The organism is Henriciella aquimarina (assembly GCF_002088975.1).
Lineage (GTDB): Bacteria > Pseudomonadota > Alphaproteobacteria > Caulobacterales > Hyphomonadaceae > Henriciella > Henriciella aquimarina.
Genome location: NZ_NCST01000116.1, coordinates 88,550 through 105,785, shown reverse-complemented (window position 1 = coordinate 105,785; position 17,236 = coordinate 88,550). Strand labels below are relative to the sequence as shown.

At 62.9% G+C, this 17,236-nt stretch carries 18 protein-coding genes; 7 read left to right on the top strand and 11 right to left on the bottom strand.

Annotated elements, in window-relative coordinates; genetic code table 11:
- Position 1 precedes the first annotated feature (1 nt).
- Complete coding sequence (rlmN, locus tag B8784_RS18040; RefSeq protein ID WP_084399521.1) at positions 2-1,165, bottom strand: 23S rRNA (adenine(2503)-C(2))-methyltransferase RlmN; 1,164 nt, start codon at positions 1,163-1,165, stop codon at positions 2-4.
- Between the two features lie 92 nt (positions 1,166-1,257).
- Complete coding sequence (locus B8784_RS18035) at positions 1,258-1,755, bottom strand: invasion associated locus B family protein (RefSeq protein ID WP_084399274.1); 498 nt, start codon at positions 1,753-1,755, stop codon at positions 1,258-1,260.
- Between the two features lie 240 nt (positions 1,756-1,995).
- Here B8784_RS18035 and B8784_RS18030 point away from each other — a divergent pair, with 240 nt between their 5' ends.
- Positions 1,996-2,514 (top strand): sigma-70 family RNA polymerase sigma factor, encoded by a 519-nt coding sequence (locus B8784_RS18030; protein WP_084399273.1) that lies wholly within the window; start codon positions 1,996-1,998, stop codon positions 2,512-2,514.
- Between the two features lie 103 nt (positions 2,515-2,617).
- Positions 2,618-3,289, top strand: a complete 672-nt coding sequence (locus tag B8784_RS18025; RefSeq protein ID WP_158085743.1) for a ChrR family anti-sigma-E factor — start codon at positions 2,618-2,620, stop codon at positions 3,287-3,289.
- 15 nt (positions 3,290-3,304) lie between these two features.
- Here B8784_RS18025 and B8784_RS18020 read toward each other — a convergent pair whose 3' ends face one another.
- Entirely contained in the window at positions 3,305-3,640 is a 336-nt protein-coding gene (locus B8784_RS18020; protein ID WP_084399271.1) for a DUF2794 domain-containing protein, read from the bottom strand.
- Positions 3,641-4,007: 367 nt separating this feature from the next.
- Between B8784_RS18020 and B8784_RS18015 the strand changes: the two genes are divergently transcribed.
- Genes B8784_RS18015 through B8784_RS18000 form a run of 4 tightly spaced genes read left to right on the top strand, consistent with a single transcriptional unit; the run spans position 4,008 to position 8,441 of the window.
- The gene (locus tag B8784_RS18015; protein WP_084399270.1) at positions 4,008-4,736 is read left to right on the top strand and encodes an ABC transporter ATP-binding protein; all 729 of its coding nucleotides are present in this window, start codon (positions 4,008-4,010) and stop codon (positions 4,734-4,736) included.
- Positions 4,733-5,497 (top strand): ABC transporter permease subunit, encoded by a 765-nt coding sequence (locus B8784_RS18010; protein ID WP_084399269.1) that lies wholly within the window; start codon positions 4,733-4,735, stop codon positions 5,495-5,497. The genes B8784_RS18015 and B8784_RS18010 overlap by 4 nt, the downstream gene beginning before the upstream one ends.
- Positions 5,494-7,383 carry a Gldg family protein gene (locus B8784_RS18005; RefSeq protein ID WP_084399268.1) on the top strand — a complete coding sequence of 630 codons (1,890 nt, stop codon included), beginning with the start codon at positions 5,494-5,496 and terminating at the stop codon, positions 7,381-7,383. The genes B8784_RS18010 and B8784_RS18005 overlap by 4 nt, the downstream gene beginning before the upstream one ends.
- Positions 7,380-8,441, top strand: a complete 1,062-nt coding sequence (locus B8784_RS18000) for a DUF4340 domain-containing protein (RefSeq protein ID WP_084399267.1) — start codon at positions 7,380-7,382, stop codon at positions 8,439-8,441. The genes B8784_RS18005 and B8784_RS18000 overlap by 4 nt, the downstream gene beginning before the upstream one ends.
- A gap of 3 nt (positions 8,442-8,444) precedes the next feature.
- On the opposite strand, the gene B8784_RS17995 is transcribed toward B8784_RS18000, so the two are convergent.
- From B8784_RS17995 to cysS, 8 genes are all read right to left on the bottom strand, one after another.
- Positions 8,445-9,272 (bottom strand): glycosyltransferase family 2 protein, encoded by an 828-nt coding sequence (locus B8784_RS17995; protein WP_084399266.1) that lies wholly within the window; start codon positions 9,270-9,272, stop codon positions 8,445-8,447.
- Entirely contained in the window at positions 9,269-10,540 is a 1,272-nt protein-coding gene (locus B8784_RS17990; protein WP_084399265.1) for an O-antigen ligase family protein, read from the bottom strand. Before B8784_RS17990 ends, B8784_RS17995 begins: the two co-directional genes overlap by 4 nt.
- Positions 10,541-10,557: 17 nt before the next feature.
- The gene (gene thrS, locus B8784_RS17985) at positions 10,558-12,495 is read right to left on the bottom strand and encodes a threonine--tRNA ligase (protein WP_084399264.1); all 1,938 of its coding nucleotides are present in this window, start codon (positions 12,493-12,495) and stop codon (positions 10,558-10,560) included.
- 14 nt (positions 12,496-12,509) lie between these two features.
- On the bottom strand, positions 12,510-12,836 hold the full coding sequence (gene yidD / locus B8784_RS17980; RefSeq protein WP_084399263.1) for a membrane protein insertion efficiency factor YidD: 327 nt from the start codon (positions 12,834-12,836) through the stop codon (positions 12,510-12,512).
- 113 nt (positions 12,837-12,949) lie between these two features.
- Positions 12,950-13,399 carry an iron-sulfur cluster assembly scaffold protein gene (locus tag B8784_RS17975; protein ID WP_084399262.1) on the bottom strand — a complete coding sequence of 150 codons (450 nt, stop codon included), beginning with the start codon at positions 13,397-13,399 and terminating at the stop codon, positions 12,950-12,952.
- Positions 13,400-13,456: 57 nt separating this feature from the next.
- On the bottom strand, positions 13,457-14,086 hold the full coding sequence (locus B8784_RS17970; RefSeq protein WP_084399520.1) for an exopolysaccharide biosynthesis protein: 630 nt from the start codon (positions 14,084-14,086) through the stop codon (positions 13,457-13,459).
- On the bottom strand, positions 14,067-14,624 hold the full coding sequence (locus B8784_RS17965; protein ID WP_084399261.1) for a SixA phosphatase family protein: 558 nt from the start codon (positions 14,622-14,624) through the stop codon (positions 14,067-14,069). Before B8784_RS17965 ends, B8784_RS17970 begins: the two co-directional genes overlap by 20 nt.
- Before the next feature lie 13 nt (positions 14,625-14,637).
- Positions 14,638-16,023, bottom strand: a complete 1,386-nt coding sequence (gene cysS / locus B8784_RS17960) for a cysteine--tRNA ligase (protein WP_084399260.1) — start codon at positions 16,021-16,023, stop codon at positions 14,638-14,640.
- A 362-nt stretch (positions 16,024-16,385) separates the two neighbouring features.
- Here cysS and folE point away from each other — a divergent pair, with 362 nt between their 5' ends.
- Positions 16,386-17,000 carry a GTP cyclohydrolase I FolE gene (gene folE / locus B8784_RS17955; RefSeq protein WP_084399519.1) on the top strand — a complete coding sequence of 205 codons (615 nt, stop codon included), beginning with the start codon at positions 16,386-16,388 and terminating at the stop codon, positions 16,998-17,000.
- The last annotated feature ends 236 nt before the right edge of the window (positions 17,001-17,236 follow it).

Below are 17,236 nucleotides of genomic sequence, written 5' to 3'. Positions count from 1 at the left end.
ATCAGGCTTCGGCCTGCTGGGCTAGCGCTTCGCGGCGCTTTTCGGCGGCTGACTTCTTCACGCTTTCCGAGCGCAGCTGCCCGCAGGCGGCGAAGATATCGCGGCCGCGCGGGGTACGGATCGGGGAGGCGTAGCCGGCCCGGTTCACGATCTCCGCGAAGGTCTCGATCGTCTCCCAGTCGGAGCACTCATAGGGAGAGCCTGGCCACGGGTTGAACGGGATGAGATTGATCTTCGCCGGCACGCCGCGCAGCAGCTTGACGAGGTCGCGCGCCTCGGCCGGGGAGTCGTTGACGCCTTTCAGCATCACGTATTCGAACGTCACCCGCTTGGAATTGCCGAGATCGGGATAGGCGCGGATCGCCTCGAACAGCGTCTTCAGATCATACTTCTTGTTGATCGGCACGATCTCGTTGCGCAGGTCGTCATGCGTGGCGTGCAGCGAGATGGCGAGCATGGCGCCGGTGCGCTCGCCCAGTTCCGGGATCTTCGGGGCGACCCCGGCGGTCGACACCGTGATGCGGCGGCGGCCCAGCGCGATCCCGTCCCCATCGGAAATCGTGTCGATGGCCTCGGCGACATTGTCGAGATTGTAGAGCGGCTCACCCATGCCCATGAAGACGATATTGGTGAGCTTGCGGTTCTCGTTCGAGCTCGGCCATTCCTCAAGCGTGTCGCGGGCGATCAGCACCTGATTGACGATTTCCTGCGCCGTCAGATTGCGCACGAGTTTCTGGGTGCCGGTATGGCAGAAGGTGCAGTTCAGGGTGCAGCCGACCTGGCTGGAAACGCAGAGCGCCCCGGCGCGGCCAACGTCTGGGATGAAGACACTCTCGCCCTCGACGCCCGGCTGGAATTTGGTCAGCCATTTCTGCGTGCCGTCGACGGAGACCTTGTGTTCGGTGATCTCGGGCCGGGTCAGAACGTATTTTTCGGCCAGCTGGGCCCGCAGCTCCTTGGCGATGTCGGTCATGCCGGCAAAGTCCTGCACGCCGAAATGATGGATCCAGCGGCGCAGCTGCTTGGCGCGCATACCGGCCTTCTTCGGCTCCAGGCCGAGCGCTTCCATCTCCGCTTTCAGCGCAGGCAGGGAAAGACCGGCGAGATTTGCCGGTGCAGAGGCGCGCGCTTCGGGGCGGCGGGAAAGATCCAGATCATGCTTCATTGGCGCGCACATAGCATGTCCTGGTCAAAAATCTAAGAATCCGGAACATCGCGGCTGCACCATGGTTCGGGCGGGGCGGACAGGCCGAAGGCCTAGCGGCAGATGGCGGCCGCCTTGTCGATGGCATCGGCCGAGCCCGACAGCGAGAAATGATAGGATACTTTCGTATCGCGTGCCGAAACGGCCTCGACCCGCAACTCATGGCCCCGGCGCAGCGCCGAAACGATGCGGGAATCGTCCTGATCTTGCGCAAAGGCTTCATGTCCGACGCCATAAAGCGTCCAGCCCGAGCGCCCGACCGTGGCGCGAGCCGGCAGGTCGGCACGAAGCTCGTAGCCGACTTTCAGGCTTGGCTGGCTGCGCGCCTTTCCGGATTTCCAGTTGGTCACATAGAACCACACATTTCCGTGATCGGCCGATTTCGGCGCCTTGTCGGTCGCTTCGGTCACGGCATAGCAGAGCGTTTCGCCATTCACGGTTTCCTGGAAGACGGTCCAGTCCTGATAGCGACCGATGGCGGTTGGCGCGGCATCCGCCGTCATGGCGGCGCTCGTGGCGACAAGAAGGGTAGCAAGGATCGTTCTGATCATAGCGTCACAGGGTTGGAAATTGGAGATCGTCAAACTGGGTCTAAGGCCTCAATACTGCAGGAAGGTTAAGGCTGAAATACGGCGAAAAGGCCAGAATTACAGGGACCTTCTCTCTCACCTCGCGGTTGCATTTGTCCAGCGGTGTGCCAATTATTGGGGCAGTCGCAGTATGTGGACGCGTTCGTGACATTGGCCCAACTGAACAGTGCAGGAAATGATCGCGCGGTCCAGACGGCCTGTATGCGGAAGATCGCGCAGGAGCGGTGCCGGGCCTCCTTCGGGCAGCTTTTCCAGTTCTACGCGCCGCGCCTGAAGAGTTATCTCAAGCGCATGGGAGCCGAGGATTCCAGTGCCGAGGAAATCGTCCAGGACGTCATGCTGACGGTCTGGAAGAAGGCTGCGCAGTTCGACGAGGCGAAAGCCTCCGTCTCGACCTGGATTTTCCGAATCGCGCGCAACCGCCAGATCGACATGTTCCGGCAGGCCTCGAAGCCGGAGCTATCGCCTGACGAGCCGATGCTGAAACCGGCCGCCGAAGCCGCGCCTGAGGAAGAGCTCGATCGGGTACAGATGGAAGCGTACGTGCGTGCGCAGCTCGAAACGCTTCCTGCCGAACAGCTTGAGCTTTTGAAGGCCGCCTTCTACCAGGGCCTTTCCCACAGTGAGATCGCCAAGGCGTACGATCTGCCACTGGGCACCGTGAAGTCCCGCATCCGGCTCGCCTTCGAGCGTTTGCGCGGCCGGCTGGACGGGGCCTAGCGCCATCGGCGCGGCCTCTCTCAGTGGCCAGAACCTTGACGCAGGAAAAAAGACGGCAATATCGCATGAAGACCAAAGCCAGACACGACCGGATGCGAAACTGTTGCCGCAGATAGACCCGTCATATGTATCGGAGCTTTACAGCGCCTATGCGGCCGGCCGCCTGAGCCCGGCCTTCGCCCTGCTGGTCGAAACCCAGGCGGCGCTGCGCACCGACATCCGCAATGATATTGCTCATGCCGAAGCCATCGCGGGTGCTTTGCTGGAGCGTGAAACGGGCGAGGCCATGTCGCCGAGGGCCTTTGAATCGGTGCTGCACGCCATCGATGCGCTGGAGGACAGCGAGGATGTGGCTGTGCAGATCGGCGAAACGGATCTGGCCGACGATGAAGAGCTTCGTGGCCTGCCGGAGCCGGTGCGCACACGGGCCCTGAAAGCGTTCGGACAATCAGGCTGGCGGCGTCTGACGGGCGGTGTGAGCCGGATAGACCTCAGCGAGAACACGGCTGTTCACGCGCATCTCTATCGCATCCGTCCGGGCGCGTCTGTGCCGGCCCACTCCCACAAGGGCGATGAGTTGACCCTCGTGCTGACAGGCGGCTTCAGCGACCATACCGGCAGCTATGGGCCGGGGGACATCTCGTGCCAGAGCCCCGGCGACACACACCATCCGGTGGCCGATGATGACGGAGTCTGTATTGCGCTTGCCGTTAGTGAGGGCGGGCTGAAATTCACCGGCATCCTGGGCCTGATCCAGAAATTCGCCGGGCAGTAGGCCCGCGACCCGGCTTTACTTGATAATTTCGAACCGGCGCCGGTCGAAGACGCGCAGGACCTGGGCGAGGTCATGGCCGCGCTTCAGGATCTGGTTCTGGCTGCCATAGACCGCATAGGCGCCCTGCTGGTTGCGCAGGGCCGGCACCTTTTCGATGCGCCAGGTCGGCGCTTCGGCATGGCGTCTGAAAATGGCGAAGACGGCATGATCGCGATACATGCCGATGGCATAATCCTTGGCCTGACCCGCCATGACCATGCGGCCATAGACATCCAGGATTCTGCTCATTTCCGATTTGTGAAAGGCAACATTGGGAGGTTGCCCAGGTTGCAGTTTTGTCACGCTTCCCATATGCCGAGACCGTGCTCCTTATCTTACATGTCTTCCTGTCGCATTTTTAATGCGAAGAACAGGATTTCGCCGCATTCTCGCCTTGCGAGCGCCGCCGATTACGGCCACTTTGCAATTGTCGGGTGATGGTGTCCAGCAGGTATCCCGGACCCATCAGCCCCCCCAGCCCCCCGGGGCGCCTGTGCAACCTTCACCCGACAGCCTTTCCCTTCAAGACAGCCAGATGATCCGAAGCGCTGCGTCAGCAGCCATATGAAATTTCGGTCACCTTTGGCGTTAACCCTGCCATTTGTTCAAGCAGGCTCTGGTCAGTTCAGTCGCTGGCGGTTAGTCAGATGACCGTCTGCGCAAGGCAACGGGTCCTGACATGCTTGAACTGAAGCAGCTCGCGAAATCCTTCGGTGATCACAAGGCGGTACAGTCGGTCAGCTTCAAGCTCGACAAGGGCGAGGTGCTGGGCTTTCTGGGCCCCAATGGCGCCGGCAAGTCGACCACGATGCGTATGGTCGCCGGCGTGATCGAGCCGGACCAGGGCGACGTCACGATTGCCGGGCACTCCATCGTTTCCGCGCGCCGCCATGCCCAGCGCCAGCTTGGTTACCTGCCCGAGGGCGCCCCCCTTTACGTCGACATGACGCCGGTCGAGTTTCTGAGGTTCATGACTGCGGCCCAGTGCATGCCGCGCTCGGCTCGCAAGCCGGCGATTGAAAGGGTCATCGCCGATTCGCGCATCGCCAATGTCGCGCACCGCCGAATCGGCAACCTCTCCAAAGGCTACCGCCGCCGTGTGGGCCTTGCGGGCGCGCTGCTTCACGATCCCGACGTTCTGGTCCTGGACGAGCCCACCGATGGCCTCGACCCGATCCAGAAACGCGCCGTGCGCGCGCTGATTGCCCGCATGGCACCCGACAAGGCCATCCTGATCTCGACGCACACGCTCGAAGAGGTGCCGGCCATGTGCAACCGCGCGATCATTATCGACCGCGGGCGCGTCGTCGCCGACGGCACGCCGGAAAGCCTCTCCAGGCAATATCCCGGCGGCCTTGAAGAGACCTTCATCACCGTGGCTGGCTCGCCGGAGGCCGACGTCGCATGAAGCACTGGGCGCTCGATACGCTGACCGGCATCCGGGCGAGCTATGGCCGCGAAGTGCGGGCCTATTTTGCCACTCCGCTCGCCTATGTCTTCATTGCCATCTTCCTGATGCTGCTGGGCTTTTTCACTTGGGAGGCATCCCGTTTCTTCGATACGGGCGCGGCTGACCTGTCGCCCTTCTTCTACTGGCATCCCTGGCTCTACATGATCTTCCTGCCCGCGCTTTCGATGCGGCTGTGGGCCGATGAGAGCGCCGGCGGTACCGCCGAGCTTCTCCTGTCCATGCCGGTCAGCATTACCGGGCTCGCTATCGGCAAGCTGCTCGCCGCCTGGACGGTGGCGGCGGTGACGCTGGTCTTCACCTTCCCGATGTGGCTGACGGTGAATTATCTGGGCGATCCCGATAATGCCGCCATCCTGCTCACCTACTTCATGAGCTTCGTCATGGCGGGCGCCTATCTCGCAATCGGCGCTGCGGTCTCGGCCCTCGTGAACAGCCAGGTGCTCGCCTATGTCATCGGCGTCGTCGTGGCCTTCGTCCTGACAGCGGCGGGCTGGCCCATGGTTCTGGGGGCCGTGTCCGGTGCGCTGGGGCCGGGGATCGGGGACATCGTCGCCAAGTTCTCCTTCCTGACGCATTTCGAGACGGCAGAACGCGGCGTTCTGGAATTCCGCGCCTTCCTGTACTTTCTCGGCGTGATCGCCCTGTGGGTGGCCCTGAACGTACTCTGGGTCTCCCACCGCAGGAGTGCGGCCCGATGAACTCGAGAGCCTTCCTGCCGGCGGCCACCGCGCTCATCGTGGCGATCTTCATTGCCGCAACGTTGATCGTGCAGCCGCTGATGCGCGGGGCCCGGATCGATTTTACCGAGAACGGGCTCTACACCCTCTCGGACGGGACACGCAGCGTGCTTTCCAGTCTCGAAGAGCCGGTCGATCTCACTTTCGTTTACACCCGTCAGGTCGGCCAGGAATTTCCGGCCATTCGCGCCTATGCGACTCGTGTGCGCGAGATGCTGGATGCCTACAAGGCGGTTGCCGGTTCGAAACTGCGCATCCGAGAGATCGACCCGGAACCTTTCTCCGAGGCCGAGGACGAGGCGCTCGCCTCGGGTATCCGGGCGGTCAATTCCGACGGGGGGGATCCGCTGTATTTTGGCCTGATCGGGCGCAACACGGTCGATGATGAGCGTGTCATTTCCTTTCTGGCGCCGGAGCAGGAAGAGACGCTGGAATATGATCTCACTCGTCTCATCGCCCGCCTTGACCGGCCTGAGCCGGCCACCATCGGGGTATTGTCCATGCTGCAGGGCATGAGCGGGGACGGCCAGGACAGCGGCTATACCCTGCTGCAGGAAATGGCGCGGAGCTATCAGGTCCAGCCAATCGAGAACGACTTCTTCGCCCTGCCGGAGGACATGGATGTGCTGGTGATGGTGCATCCGCCGGCGCTCAATGACTGGCAGGCCTGGCTGGTCGACCAGTTCATCCTGCGTACCGGACGCGTCATCATGCTGGTCGATCCGGCGGCAAAGACCTCGCAGGGCAGCGATTTCTCCGGCCTGGGCGACCGGCAGATCCGCTCCGACCTTGGCCGGTTCGGGGACGTCTGGGGCGTGCATCTCTCTGAGGAAGCGCTGGCCGATACGGAAACCGCCCTGCCGATCCAGTCCGATGCCGGGGAAGGGCGCACGACGGTGGTCCGCCATCCGCTCTATCTTTCGGCGACGCCGCAACAGATGTCGTCGGAAAGCCTCATCACAGCGGACCTCTCGCGTAGCGTGAATTTCGGTGCGCCGGGCGGTCTGATCCTGGACGAGGAGTCGCCCTTCGATACACAGACGCTGATCGAGACCGGGCCGGCCCCGTCCTGGATCCCGCCGGATCGAGCCGTGACGGACCTCAATCCCCAGGATACGCTGGAGCTTTACGAGCCGCTGGACCAGGCCCTGCCGCTGGCCGTGCGGGTGCATGGTGCGATGGTATCAGCCTTTCCGGACGGCGAGCCTGAGCCGGCCTTCCCGGAAGATCCGGTCGTGGCCGAGCTGGCCCGGGCCGAAGCCGAAAAGGCCAAACCCCACATCACGACCAGCGAGCGCGACGCCGAAATCCTGATCGTCTCGGATGCCGACATGGTCGATGACGGGCTTTATGTGAACCTCCAGGATTCCACCGCCTTTGCCGATAATGGCGCCTTCCTGATGAATGCGCTCGATGTGATGTCGGGCGATGCCAACCTGCTCAGCCTGAGGGCGCGCTCCTCCTCGCGTCGTCCGATGACGCGGGTCGACAAGATGCGTGACGCCGCCCAGGCGCGCTATTTCGACGAGCAGGAACGGCTTGAGGAGAACCTTGCCCAATCCCAGGCGCGGCTTGAGGAGCTGCAGACCCGCAGCGCCGGGGATGGCTTTTTCGAAGGCAATGTCGAGGCCACGCTCACCGAGGAAGAGCAGACCGAGCTTGCCCGCCTGCGCCAGGATATTGTCGAGACCCGGTCGCGCCTGCGCACCATCGAGCGGGAGTTTCGCCAGGAGATCGACTCGCTGGAAGGCTGGCTGAAATTCATCAACATCTTTGGCGGCCCGGTGCTGATCGGCCTGTTGGGCGGGCTGGTCTGGTGGCGCCGGCGCAGGAAGGTGACGGTATGAGCGCCACGATTGACAAGAAGCGGCGCCAGGCGGTGCAGCGGCTGTCGATCGCAGCCGTCGCGCTCTGGATCATCCTGCTGCTGATGAGCCTGTTCGCGCCGACGACCAGTGATGTCAGCCCGCGCACAGGCGACCCGGTGCTGAAGAACTTTTCCGCCGTGCGAGGCGATACCGGCAGCATCCGCTTTACTATGGCGGACCTTCGCTACACGCTTGAGCGGGATGGCAGCGAGTGGGTGATGGCCGAGACAGGCGGCTATCCGGTGCGCAAGGACCGGCTGAACACGCTGGCTGAGGGGCTCGAGACGCTGAGCTGGGGCGAGCGGCGCACCTCCGACCCGGACCGTCTGAGCCGGATTGGGCTGGGCGATCCCCGCGAAGGCGGCAATGGTATTCTCGTGGAAGTGTTCACCACGAATGGCACGAAGACGGCTGAGATGATTGTCGGGCGGCGCAATGAACAGCTTTATGCACGCGATCCCAACGAAACGATCTCCTTCCGCGCCGAGGGGGATCTGCCGCCACTTTATACGCGTGAAGCCTGGCTCGATCTGGATATTGTCGAGATTGATCCTTCCGCGATTTCGGCGGTGCGGATCAGCGATTCGCAAGGCGACTCTCTCTATCTGACCCGCGATCCCGGGGATGGGCCGCGCAGCTTTGCGCCGGCGCCACCCTATCAGAATGACCGCCTGCGCAGCCGGCTTGCTGCCTCGACACCGGCGCTGGCGATTGCGCGGCTTGCGCCCATTGATGTGAAGCCCGCCTCCGAGCTGACGACCCGCCCGGTCGCCCGCCACATCACGGAGACGCATGACGGGCTGGAGATCGACCTGCGGGCCTGGAACGAACCGGATGGCCACTGGGTGACGTTGCGGGCCGTCGAGGCCGGGGAAGGCGCGCGCCGGGCGCAGACCATCAATGACCAGGCCGAGGGTTGGGCCTTCAAGCTCACGGAATATGACTGGCGGGAGTTTACACCGCTTGTCACGTCCATTGTGCGCCGGCCCGATCCGGCAGAAGGCCAAGCGCCGATTGAATCCAACTTTCAGCCCTGAGCTTCAGTGTCTCGCGCGGGCGACAAGTAGCCATTTCAGAACCGGCGCCAGGAGGGCGGCCAGGGCTTTCTCCAGCGGATTGGCGGCGAATTTTCGGAAATAGCGGGCAAGGCTGTCGGCCTTGTGTCTGGCGACAAGTTTCGACGGCGCGTCCGAGGTCGCGCCATAGTGCAGGGCGCCTGCCGAGGGGCAGTAAACGACCTCACCGCCAGCCTCCCAGGCCCGCCGGCAGAGGTCGATATCCTCAACGTGCAGGAAATACCCCTCATCGAAGCCGCCGAGCCGGGCAAAGCTGGCCGTGTCGACAAGCATCAGGGCGCCGGACACCGCATCCATGCGGACAGGGGCGTTCGGTTCCGGCTCGTGCTCGAGCGTCCAGGTGTTCCAGCCGGCATAGCTGGTGATGGCGCGCCACAAGGTCAGCTTGCGCCGACGGCAGCCGCGGCCCTCACGCCCATAAGTGTCAAAGACCTTGCCGCCGGCAATTGTGGGCCTGGCGCGCTCATGGCTTGCCTGGATGAGCGTTCCGGCGGAGCCGCGCTTCAGGATGGCGTCGGGATTGATCAGCAGGAGATATCCGTCTGGCGCCGACCGGGCGCCGAGATTGACACCGGCGCCAAACCCCAAATTCTGGCCCGGCGTGAGCAGGGTCACACTCGCCTGCGTCTCGGCGAAGCTGGCAAGCCAGTCTTGCGCCTCGGGCGGATTGCCATTGTCGACAATGACGACCCCAGTAATCTCGGGATCGCTGGTCAGCGCGTGCAGGCAGTCGCGAAGGTAGGGGCCCGTGCGATAGCTGACGACAATGGCCGTGACCGCTTGGCCGCTCATGGCGTCAGCCGGGCTTTCGAGACGGTGATGATGCCAGCTGCCGCCAGGGCGACACTGGCCCAGAACGCTTCGTTCCAGACGCTGTAGGACAGGCTGAAGAGGGCAAAGGTCGTCCCGATCAGACCGGCGGCGGCAAAGCGGATGGCGGGTGGCAAAGCCGCCGGCGGCGGAATGGCCAGCGCCAGGAAGAACAGGGTGGCGATGGCCAGGGCGACGCCGATAAAGCCTGTTTCCGCCCAGAGCTGCAGGCCCATATTATGCGGATGGCCCGGCAGGATGCGGTAATTCTCCCAGGGGATATTGGTGATGTCGGTGCTCTTTTTCATGAGCGCCAGCAGGTTTGGACGCTCGCTGAAGGTCTCGCGCCACTCCTTGGAGGCTTCGATGCCGTGTCCTGTTATCGGGCGCTCACGGGTCTTCTCGGCGGCCAGTGACCAGGCAAAGACCCGTGATTTCGAGGAGGCCGAGAGCGGCAGGCCGGAGTTTACCGCCGCGGGGCCGAGGGTGCTGAGAATGATCGGTGCAAAGACGATCGCAAAGGCGACCACGCCCAGCAGGACCCGGAAACCGCTTTGCGGCAGCCAGGAGACGACCGCCCAGCTCAAAGCGAGAAAGATGACCGCCAGAAGGGCCACATCGGACCCGATCAAGCGGAAGGCACAGGTCGCCAGTATAAGGGCGGCGGCGATGGTGGCGTAGCGCTGCCACCCTTTTAGAAACCAGCACAGTGTCAGTAGGAGCGGCAGGGCCAGACAGAAGGCGTTTGCGCTGCGCAGGATGTTCTGCGGGGCTTCCTTCACCGGGTCGCTGAAGGGGGCGTAGGCCGACAGCATCATGTCCGGGAAGGCTGCAACGGTCGCCGTTTCGAGGCCATGCACCGCAAGCGCCGCCAGGATCACTATGGCGGCCCGGCCCGGCGCTTCCTTGATTCGCATGCAGGCGCCCAGCACAAGCGCTGCGCCAAGCGCGGTCAGGACGATGCGCAACCCGGCGGCGTTCACGCCGAACGTGCCCTTGGTCAGGCTGCCGGAGACGAGCGGATCGGATTCGGCAGACCAGATCCCTGATATGCCGGACCACAAGGCCAGAAGAAGAAGACAGATGGCTGGTCGGGACGGATGGCGCCAGTCCACCAGGAAACCGGCCGGTATGGCGGCAAGGGCGAGCAGGGCTGAATAGCCCTGCCCACCAAACATGCCGACAGGTGTCCACAGGATGAAAGCCGCAGCGACTATGGGTGCATAGCTAAAGCCGCGGGTTTCAGTCATCTACAAGTCCGTCGTGTTCAGGCGTTAGCCCGTTTCAGGTCGGGCGGAGTCGATTCATCGGACAGCTTTTCGGCTGTCTCATCAAGTCCCAGAACCTCCTGGCCTTTCGAGCCGAAGCGGCGAAGGGCCAGCGTGCCCTCCTCGGCCTCGCGCGCGCCGACCACGGCGATGACGGGAACTTTCTGCAGCGAATGCTCGCGGACCTTGTAGTTGATTTTTTCGTTTCGCGTGTCAACCTCGACGCGCAAACCCGCGGCGCGGAGCGTCTCGGCGGCCTTTTCGGCATAGTCATCGGCATCCGACGTGATCGTTGCCACAACGACCTGCGTCGGGGCGAGCCACATCGGGAAGGCGCCCGAATAGTTCTCGATCAGGATACCGAGGAACCGCTCGAAGCTGCCCAGGATCGCGCGGTGGAGCATGACCGGACGGTGCTTGTTGCCGTCTTCGGCGATATAGCTCGCATCGAGGCGTTCCGGCAGGTTGAAGTCCGCCTGGATCGTGCCCGTCTGCCATTCGCGTCCGATCGCATCGCGCAGGATGAAGTCGAGCTTCGGGCCATAGAAAGCGCCATCGCCGGGATTGTGGATGACCTCGAGGCCCGTCGCATCGGCGGCCGTGCGCAGGGCCTTCTCGGCCCGGTCCCAGACGTCGTCGGACCCGACGCGGACATCCGGACGGTCGGAGAATTTCACAACAACATCGTCAAAGCCGAGATCGGAATAGACCGAGCGCAGCATGTCGCAGAAGGCTTTCACCTCTTCGGTAATCTGGTCCTCGCGGCAGAAGATGTGCGCGTCATCCTGCGTGAAGGCGCGCACGCGCATCAGGCCGTGCAGGGCGCCGTGCGGTTCGTAGCGGTGACAGGAGCCAAACTCGGCCAGCCGGAGCGGCAGGTCGCGATAGGATTTCTGGCCGTGATTGAAGACCTGCACGTGGCACGGGCAGTTCATCGGCTTCACGGCGAGCACCTTGTCCTCTTCCTCGATGGAGGAAATGAACATGTTCTCGCGATACTTGTCCCAGTGGCCCGAACGTTCCCAGAAGGCGCGGTCCATCAGCTGCGGCGTGCGGATCTCGCGATAGCCATTCTCGAGCTGGCGACGGCGCATATAATCCTGAAGCACGCGGTAAAGCGTCCAGCCCTTATGGTGCCAGAAGACCTGGCCCTGGGCTTCATCCTGCAGGTGGAAGAGCTCCAGTTCGCGGCCAAGCTTGCGGTGGTCGCGCCGTTCGGCCTCCTCGATCCGGTGCAGGTGCGCCTTGAGGTCTTTCTCATTGCCCCAGGCCGTGCCGTACATCCGCTGCAGCATCTCGTTATTGGAATCGCCACGCCAATAGGCGCCGGCAAGCTTCATCAGCTTGAACGCCTTGGGCAGCTTGCCCGTCGACGGCAGGTGCGGGCCGCGGCAGAGGTCGAACCAGTCGCCTTGCTTATAGACCGTGATCGGGTCGCCCGGCGGGATGATGTCGTCGATGATCTGCGCCTTGTAGTCCTCGCCGATCTTCTTGAATGTCTCGATGGCCTCGTCCTTCGACCAGACTTCCCGAATGATCGGATAGTCCTTGTCGACGATCTCCTCCATCTTCTTCTCGATGCGCTCGAAATCCTCCGTGGAGAAGGGCGCCTCGCGGGCGAAGTCGTAATAGAAGCCGTCCTCGATCACCGGGCCGATCGTGACCTGCGTATCGGGATAGAGTTCCTGCACGGCCTGGGCGAGGACGTGGGCGGCATCGTGGCGGATAAGTTCCAGTCCGTCCTTGTCCCTGGCCGTGACGATAGCGACCTCGGCATCGCCTTCGAGTGGTCGGTTGAGGTCATACATTTCGCCGTTGACCTTGGCGGCGAGGGCCGCCTTGGCGAGGCTGTTGGAAATGGATTTCGCGACATCGGCCGGGCTTGCGCCGTCTTCGTATTGGCGCACCGATCCATCGGGCAGTGTTACGTTGATCATGGGTCTCAAGCTTTTCAGGTCTTTTCGGGCTCGGCGTCGGGGAAGGGCCGTTCCGTACAGGCCCAGTCTCCGGACCGCCATGGTGCCCAGAAGGGTGATTCAGGTTTGCTTTCGGGAACCGGGTCGAAGCCACGCGAGCCGCCGGGGCGGCAGCGCGAAAGCCTTGCCAGCGTCATCCAGCCGCCAGCCCAGAGGCCGTGGCGGGAGACGCATTCAGCGCAGTATTCGCTACAGCTCGGCACATGCCGGCACTGCGCTCCGAACAGCTGGAACGTCGGAGACAGTGTCAGTTTGTACGTCTTCAGGGCCGCATGGGCGGCCTTTCTGCGGAATGCGGACACGGCAGTTTCAAGCCCGGTTTGTCTGTTTCTCGAAAGCGGTTCTAGACGCGCGCGGGACGGCCCTCAACCCGCCAGGGCTGTGACAAGGCCGTCATGCGGCTACGGCGGTGCGCTCAGGCCGCCGCAGCCCGCTTAGTTCGCGCCGTCTCTATGGCCTCGCAGGCCGCCTCGAAGGCGAGCATTGTCGAGGTATGGCGCGGGGGATAATCCGCCACGCCTGCCAGGTGGCGCAGTTCCGCGAACCGGCCGGCGGGCGGCTTGCCGCCCTCTTTCAGCATGGCACGCAATGCGTCGCGCGCGGCGAATACCTCCTCGGTTTTCGCGCCAACGATGCTTTCGGCGAGAACGGCGGTGGCGGCCTGACCCAGCGCACAGGCGCGCGGATCGACGGCAATGGCGTCCACTGTCTCGCCATCCTCGCTCAGCCTGATATCGACGCGTACGACCGAGCCGCACACGCGCGAGACCTTCTCCACCGATGCATCGGTATCGGGAAGGGTCCCGACATGCGGGATATTGGCGGCCAGTTCCAGCACGCGGTTATGATAAAGCTCTGCGCTCATGCAGCCTAGATCGCTCCGAAAGCGGTTAAGATCAAGTGTTCTTGCTGACGCGTCGGGTCAGGAGAAAAACTGATCGACCATGGCAATGACCCGGGGCAGGACGCGGATCAGGATGGCGACGGCACCGGCGAATGCAGCGCCCGCCAGCATCAGGAAGACACCATCCCGGGCTGTCAGGCCGAGACCGAAGAAGAAAATGGTCAGCCCCGGCAGGACCGGGCCGAAGGGGAACAGGCCGAGCGGAATCGTGATCAGCGCCGCAGCGACACAGACCAGGGCGATCAGCTGGGCGAATAGCGGGGCAGTGAGGATGGTCAGGCGCGGTTTGAGGTAGCGGTCGATCATGTGGGCGTATTTGCGGCCGATATCGATGCCTTCGATCAGGTATTTCCGCTTGAATTCGAAATCGAGAAAACGGCGCGGTACCCAGGGGAATTTCTTGCCGACCACGATCTGCATGGCGATCAGCAGGGTCACCAGCGCAATCAGCCATGTCGAGCCCGGAATGAGGGTCAGGGGGCTGACGGAGATGAAGCCCAGAAGCAGCAGGATCGGGCCATAGGCACGCCGGCCGACAGCATCCAGCAGGTCGCGGATCGTTACCGTTTCCCCGTGCGTGCTGTCGCACAGGCTATTGAGCAGGCTTTCGAGATTGTGCACCGAAGGCTTAGTTGTCTCCGCCGTCATAGCGCGCTCCATACCGGCGGATATCGGTTTCGACAGAGCCGGTGCCAACCCCGCTCAGGACATAGAGCCGGTCATATTCCCGGGCTTCATCAATCGGTGTGCCGCCATCGCCCCCCAAAAGGGCCGAGAGCGCCGGGGTGGTGTTCGAATGGCCGACAACGACTGCAGTCTCGCCAGCCGCCTCGAGCGTCTCGGCAAAGCCCGGCAGGTCGGATGCATCATAGAGCTGGACATCCATCCGCAGGCGCTCAGCCAGGGGCGCAGCTGTCTGGCGCGTGCGTGTATAATCGCTCGACCAGATGACCTCGATAGGCTCATCGGCGAGGACTTCTGCAAGTGTTTCAGCCCGCGCCATGCCGTCGGCTGTCAATTCCGGATCGTCCTCCGCACCGGTCTTTTCGGCATGCCGCACGAGATAGACGGTGAAGCCCGCTTCGCTTGCCGCTGACGGGGTAACATCTCTTTCGGCGCTACAGGCTTGCGCGAGTGTCAGGGCGCTGAAAAGCGCGGCAAGCGTCGTGATCCAGCCCGGCTTCATGCTTTACTGTCTCCTAAACACGCCGCCACGTCGAGCCCTGCGGTCCGTCCATGATCTCAATGCCTTCTTCGGCCAGCTCGTTCCGGATGCGGTCGGCTTCCGCCCAGTTCTTTGCCTGGCGGGCATCGACGCGGGCCTGAACGAGCGCATCGATACGGGCTTTGTCGTCTTCGCTGCCGCCCTGTTCCCATTCTGCCGGTGTGAGCTGTAGCAGGCCAAGCAGCTCTCCAGCCGCCAGCAGATTGGCCCGGGCCGTCGCCATGCGCGTCTCATCCTTCGCATCGGCGGCCTGGTTGGCTTCCGAGGCCAGCCGGGCGAGTTCGGCCAGCGCGATAGGCGTGTTCAGGTCGTCGCGCAGTGCGTCGAGGACAGCCGTGTCATTGGCCGTGCCGCCTTCGGCTGCCCAGACGCGCCTCAATGCGCCATAGACCCGGCCAAGTGTCGTCTTCGCCTGCTCCAGCAGGTCACGCGTCCAGTCGAGCGGGGCGCGGTAATGGCCCGACAAGAGCGCCATACGCAGCACTTCACCCGGCCAGTCGGCCAGCAGGTCGTGGATCAGTTTCACATTGCCGAGCGACTTCGACATTTTCTCGCCGTCCATGTCGAGGAAGCCATTGTGCATCCAGTAGCGCGCCATGGGGGTGCCGTGGGCGCACTCGGACTGGGCGATCTCGTTTTCATGATGCGGGAATTGCAGGTCGATGCCGCCGGCATGGATGTCGATGGTTTCGCCGAGATGGGCCGCCGCCATGGCGGAGCATTCGATATGCCAGCCCGGTCGTCCGCGGCCCCAGGGGCTGTCCCATATCGCGTCTTCCGGCTCGCCTTCCTTGGCGAACTTCCAGAGGGCGAAATCGGCCGGATTGCGCTTCTCTTCGGAAACGGCGACACGCGCCCCGGCCTCATTGTCCTCGATATTGCGCCCCGACAGCTTGCCGTAATCGGCCATTTTCGCGACGTCGAAGAAGACGCCAGAGGGCGCGGTATAGGCATAGCCCTTGTCGACCAGCTGTTTGGTGAGGGCGACCATTCCGTCAATGTTCTGCGTCGCCCACGGCTCGATGGTCGGGGCGAGGACGTTCAGTCCCGCCAGGTCACTGTTGTAGATGTCGGCATATTTGCGCGTGATCTCCGGGATCGGCGTGCCATCCTGAATCGAGCGTGCGATAATCTTGTCTTCGACGTCGGTAATGTTGCGCGCATAGACGACATGCTCTGCGCCGTAGACGTGGCGCAGGAGCCGGAAGAGCACATCGAACACGACGGCCGGGCGCGCATTGCCGATATGGGCGTAGTTATAGACCGTCGGCCCGCAGACATAGAGTGTCACACGGTCTGGATCCTGCGGCTCGAAAACCTGCTTTTCACGCCCGAGCGTGTTGTAGAGTTTGATGGTCATGAAAGTCTTCTAGGTCTGGAAAGTAAAAACAGTGCGAGCGGGCGGGGCCATTGCATGGCTCCGGTGCCTCAGCGCAGGCAACAACACAAGGTGTGCCGGGTGTTTTCCATGCCAGTCATCCTTTCGTCGCTGCGGCTTATGCCATGCTGCGACGCGGGCGCCAAGCCTTGCGGACGGGAACGTTCCGCAGCGGCACCATAAGGGAATTCTGGAAAAAATGATCCGTTTGCCCTATGTGTCTGTATACGCCCTGAGGGTACAACTCGGGCGGGCGTTTAAGTCCGGTATTGGGGTGTGGAGGGCGCACCCACAGAACATCTGGCTCGACCCCCGTCCCTCAGAAACAGGATTCCGACATGGCGATGGATGCCATCACTAAAGACAAGTCAGCCGCGCAGAGCGAACCCCTGAAAAAACCAAGCCGGGAAGAAGCCGAGGAGGCCGTGCGTACACTGCTGGCCTGGGCCGGGGATGACCCGCGCCGGGAAGGCCTGATCGATACGCCGAAGCGTGTCGTGAATGCCTATAAGGAATGGTTCCAGGGCTATGAGGAAGATCCGGTCAAATACCTTTCGCGGACCTTCGACGATGTGCAGGGCTATGACGACATCGTCATGCTGCGCGAGATCGACGTGGAGAGCCATTGTGAGCACCACATGGCGCCCTTCCTCGGCAAGGCCTATGTCGCCTATATGCCGACGCAGGCCGTTGTGGGCATTTCCAAGCTTGCACGCGTAGTCGAGATCTATGCCAAGCGCCTGCAGACGCAGGAGACGATGACGGCGCAGATCTGCGACGCGATTACCGAGAGCCTGGCCCCGGCAGGTGTGGCCGTGCTCATCGATGCGGTCCACCAGTGCATGACGACGCGCGGCGTTCACCATCCGAACGTCTCGACGATCACGACGCAGTTCACCGGCGTGTTCAAGACCGACAAGGACATGCGCGACCGCTTCCTGCGGCTGGCCGGGCGCTAGAGACCGATTCAATCCGATTTTCAGCAGGCCGCGCTCCGACAAGGAGCGCGGCCTGTTTTTTTGACCTTTTTTGACTTCCGGTTCGGTTTCTCGTCAGCTCCTGGTGCGATGGTGTGTCCCGCAGCGGGGTTTCCGTCCAATCAGGCGCGGCAGATGTCCCCCTCTTTCCTCCTCCATGCCGTGGGCCCCGCTGCTTTTTCCTTTCCTTGATTTATGACCGTCGGGTCTCGCCGGTG

What these genes read in the sequence shown, in the direction of transcription:
- rlmN (WP_084399521.1), bottom strand. Translation starts at nt 1,165, where the DNA reads ATGAAGCATGATCTGGATCTTTCCCGCCGCCCCGAAGCGCGCGCCTCT.
- B8784_RS18035 (WP_084399274.1), bottom strand. Translation starts at nt 1,755, where the DNA reads ATGATCAGAACGATCCTTGCTACCCTTCTTGTCGCCACGAGCGCCGCC.
- B8784_RS18030 (WP_084399273.1), top strand. Translation starts at nt 1,996, where the DNA reads ATGCGGAAGATCGCGCAGGAGCGGTGCCGGGCCTCCTTCGGGCAGCTT.
- B8784_RS18020 (WP_084399271.1), bottom strand. Translation starts at nt 3,640, where the DNA reads ATGGGAAGCGTGACAAAACTGCAACCTGGGCAACCTCCCAATGTTGCC.
- B8784_RS18015 (WP_084399270.1), top strand. Translation starts at nt 4,008, where the DNA reads ATGCTTGAACTGAAGCAGCTCGCGAAATCCTTCGGTGATCACAAGGCG.
- B8784_RS18010 (WP_084399269.1), top strand. Translation starts at nt 4,733, where the DNA reads ATGAAGCACTGGGCGCTCGATACGCTGACCGGCATCCGGGCGAGCTAT.
- B8784_RS18005 (WP_084399268.1), top strand. Translation starts at nt 5,494, where the DNA reads ATGAACTCGAGAGCCTTCCTGCCGGCGGCCACCGCGCTCATCGTGGCG.
- B8784_RS18000 (WP_084399267.1), top strand. Translation starts at nt 7,380, where the DNA reads ATGAGCGCCACGATTGACAAGAAGCGGCGCCAGGCGGTGCAGCGGCTG.
- B8784_RS17995 (WP_084399266.1), bottom strand. Translation starts at nt 9,272, where the DNA reads ATGAGCGGCCAAGCGGTCACGGCCATTGTCGTCAGCTATCGCACGGGC.
- B8784_RS17990 (WP_084399265.1), bottom strand. Translation starts at nt 10,540, where the DNA reads ATGACTGAAACCCGCGGCTTTAGCTATGCACCCATAGTCGCTGCGGCT.
- thrS (WP_084399264.1), bottom strand. Translation starts at nt 12,495, where the DNA reads ATGATCAACGTAACACTGCCCGATGGATCGGTGCGCCAATACGAAGAC.
- B8784_RS17975 (WP_084399262.1), bottom strand. Translation starts at nt 13,399, where the DNA reads ATGAGCGCAGAGCTTTATCATAACCGCGTGCTGGAACTGGCCGCCAAT.
- B8784_RS17970 (WP_084399520.1), bottom strand. Translation starts at nt 14,086, where the DNA reads ATGACGGCGGAGACAACTAAGCCTTCGGTGCACAATCTCGAAAGCCTG.
- B8784_RS17965 (WP_084399261.1), bottom strand. Translation starts at nt 14,624, where the DNA reads ATGAAGCCGGGCTGGATCACGACGCTTGCCGCGCTTTTCAGCGCCCTG.
- cysS (WP_084399260.1), bottom strand. Translation starts at nt 16,023, where the DNA reads ATGACCATCAAACTCTACAACACGCTCGGGCGTGAAAAGCAGGTTTTC.
- folE (WP_084399519.1), top strand. Translation starts at nt 16,386, where the DNA reads ATGGATGCCATCACTAAAGACAAGTCAGCCGCGCAGAGCGAACCCCTG.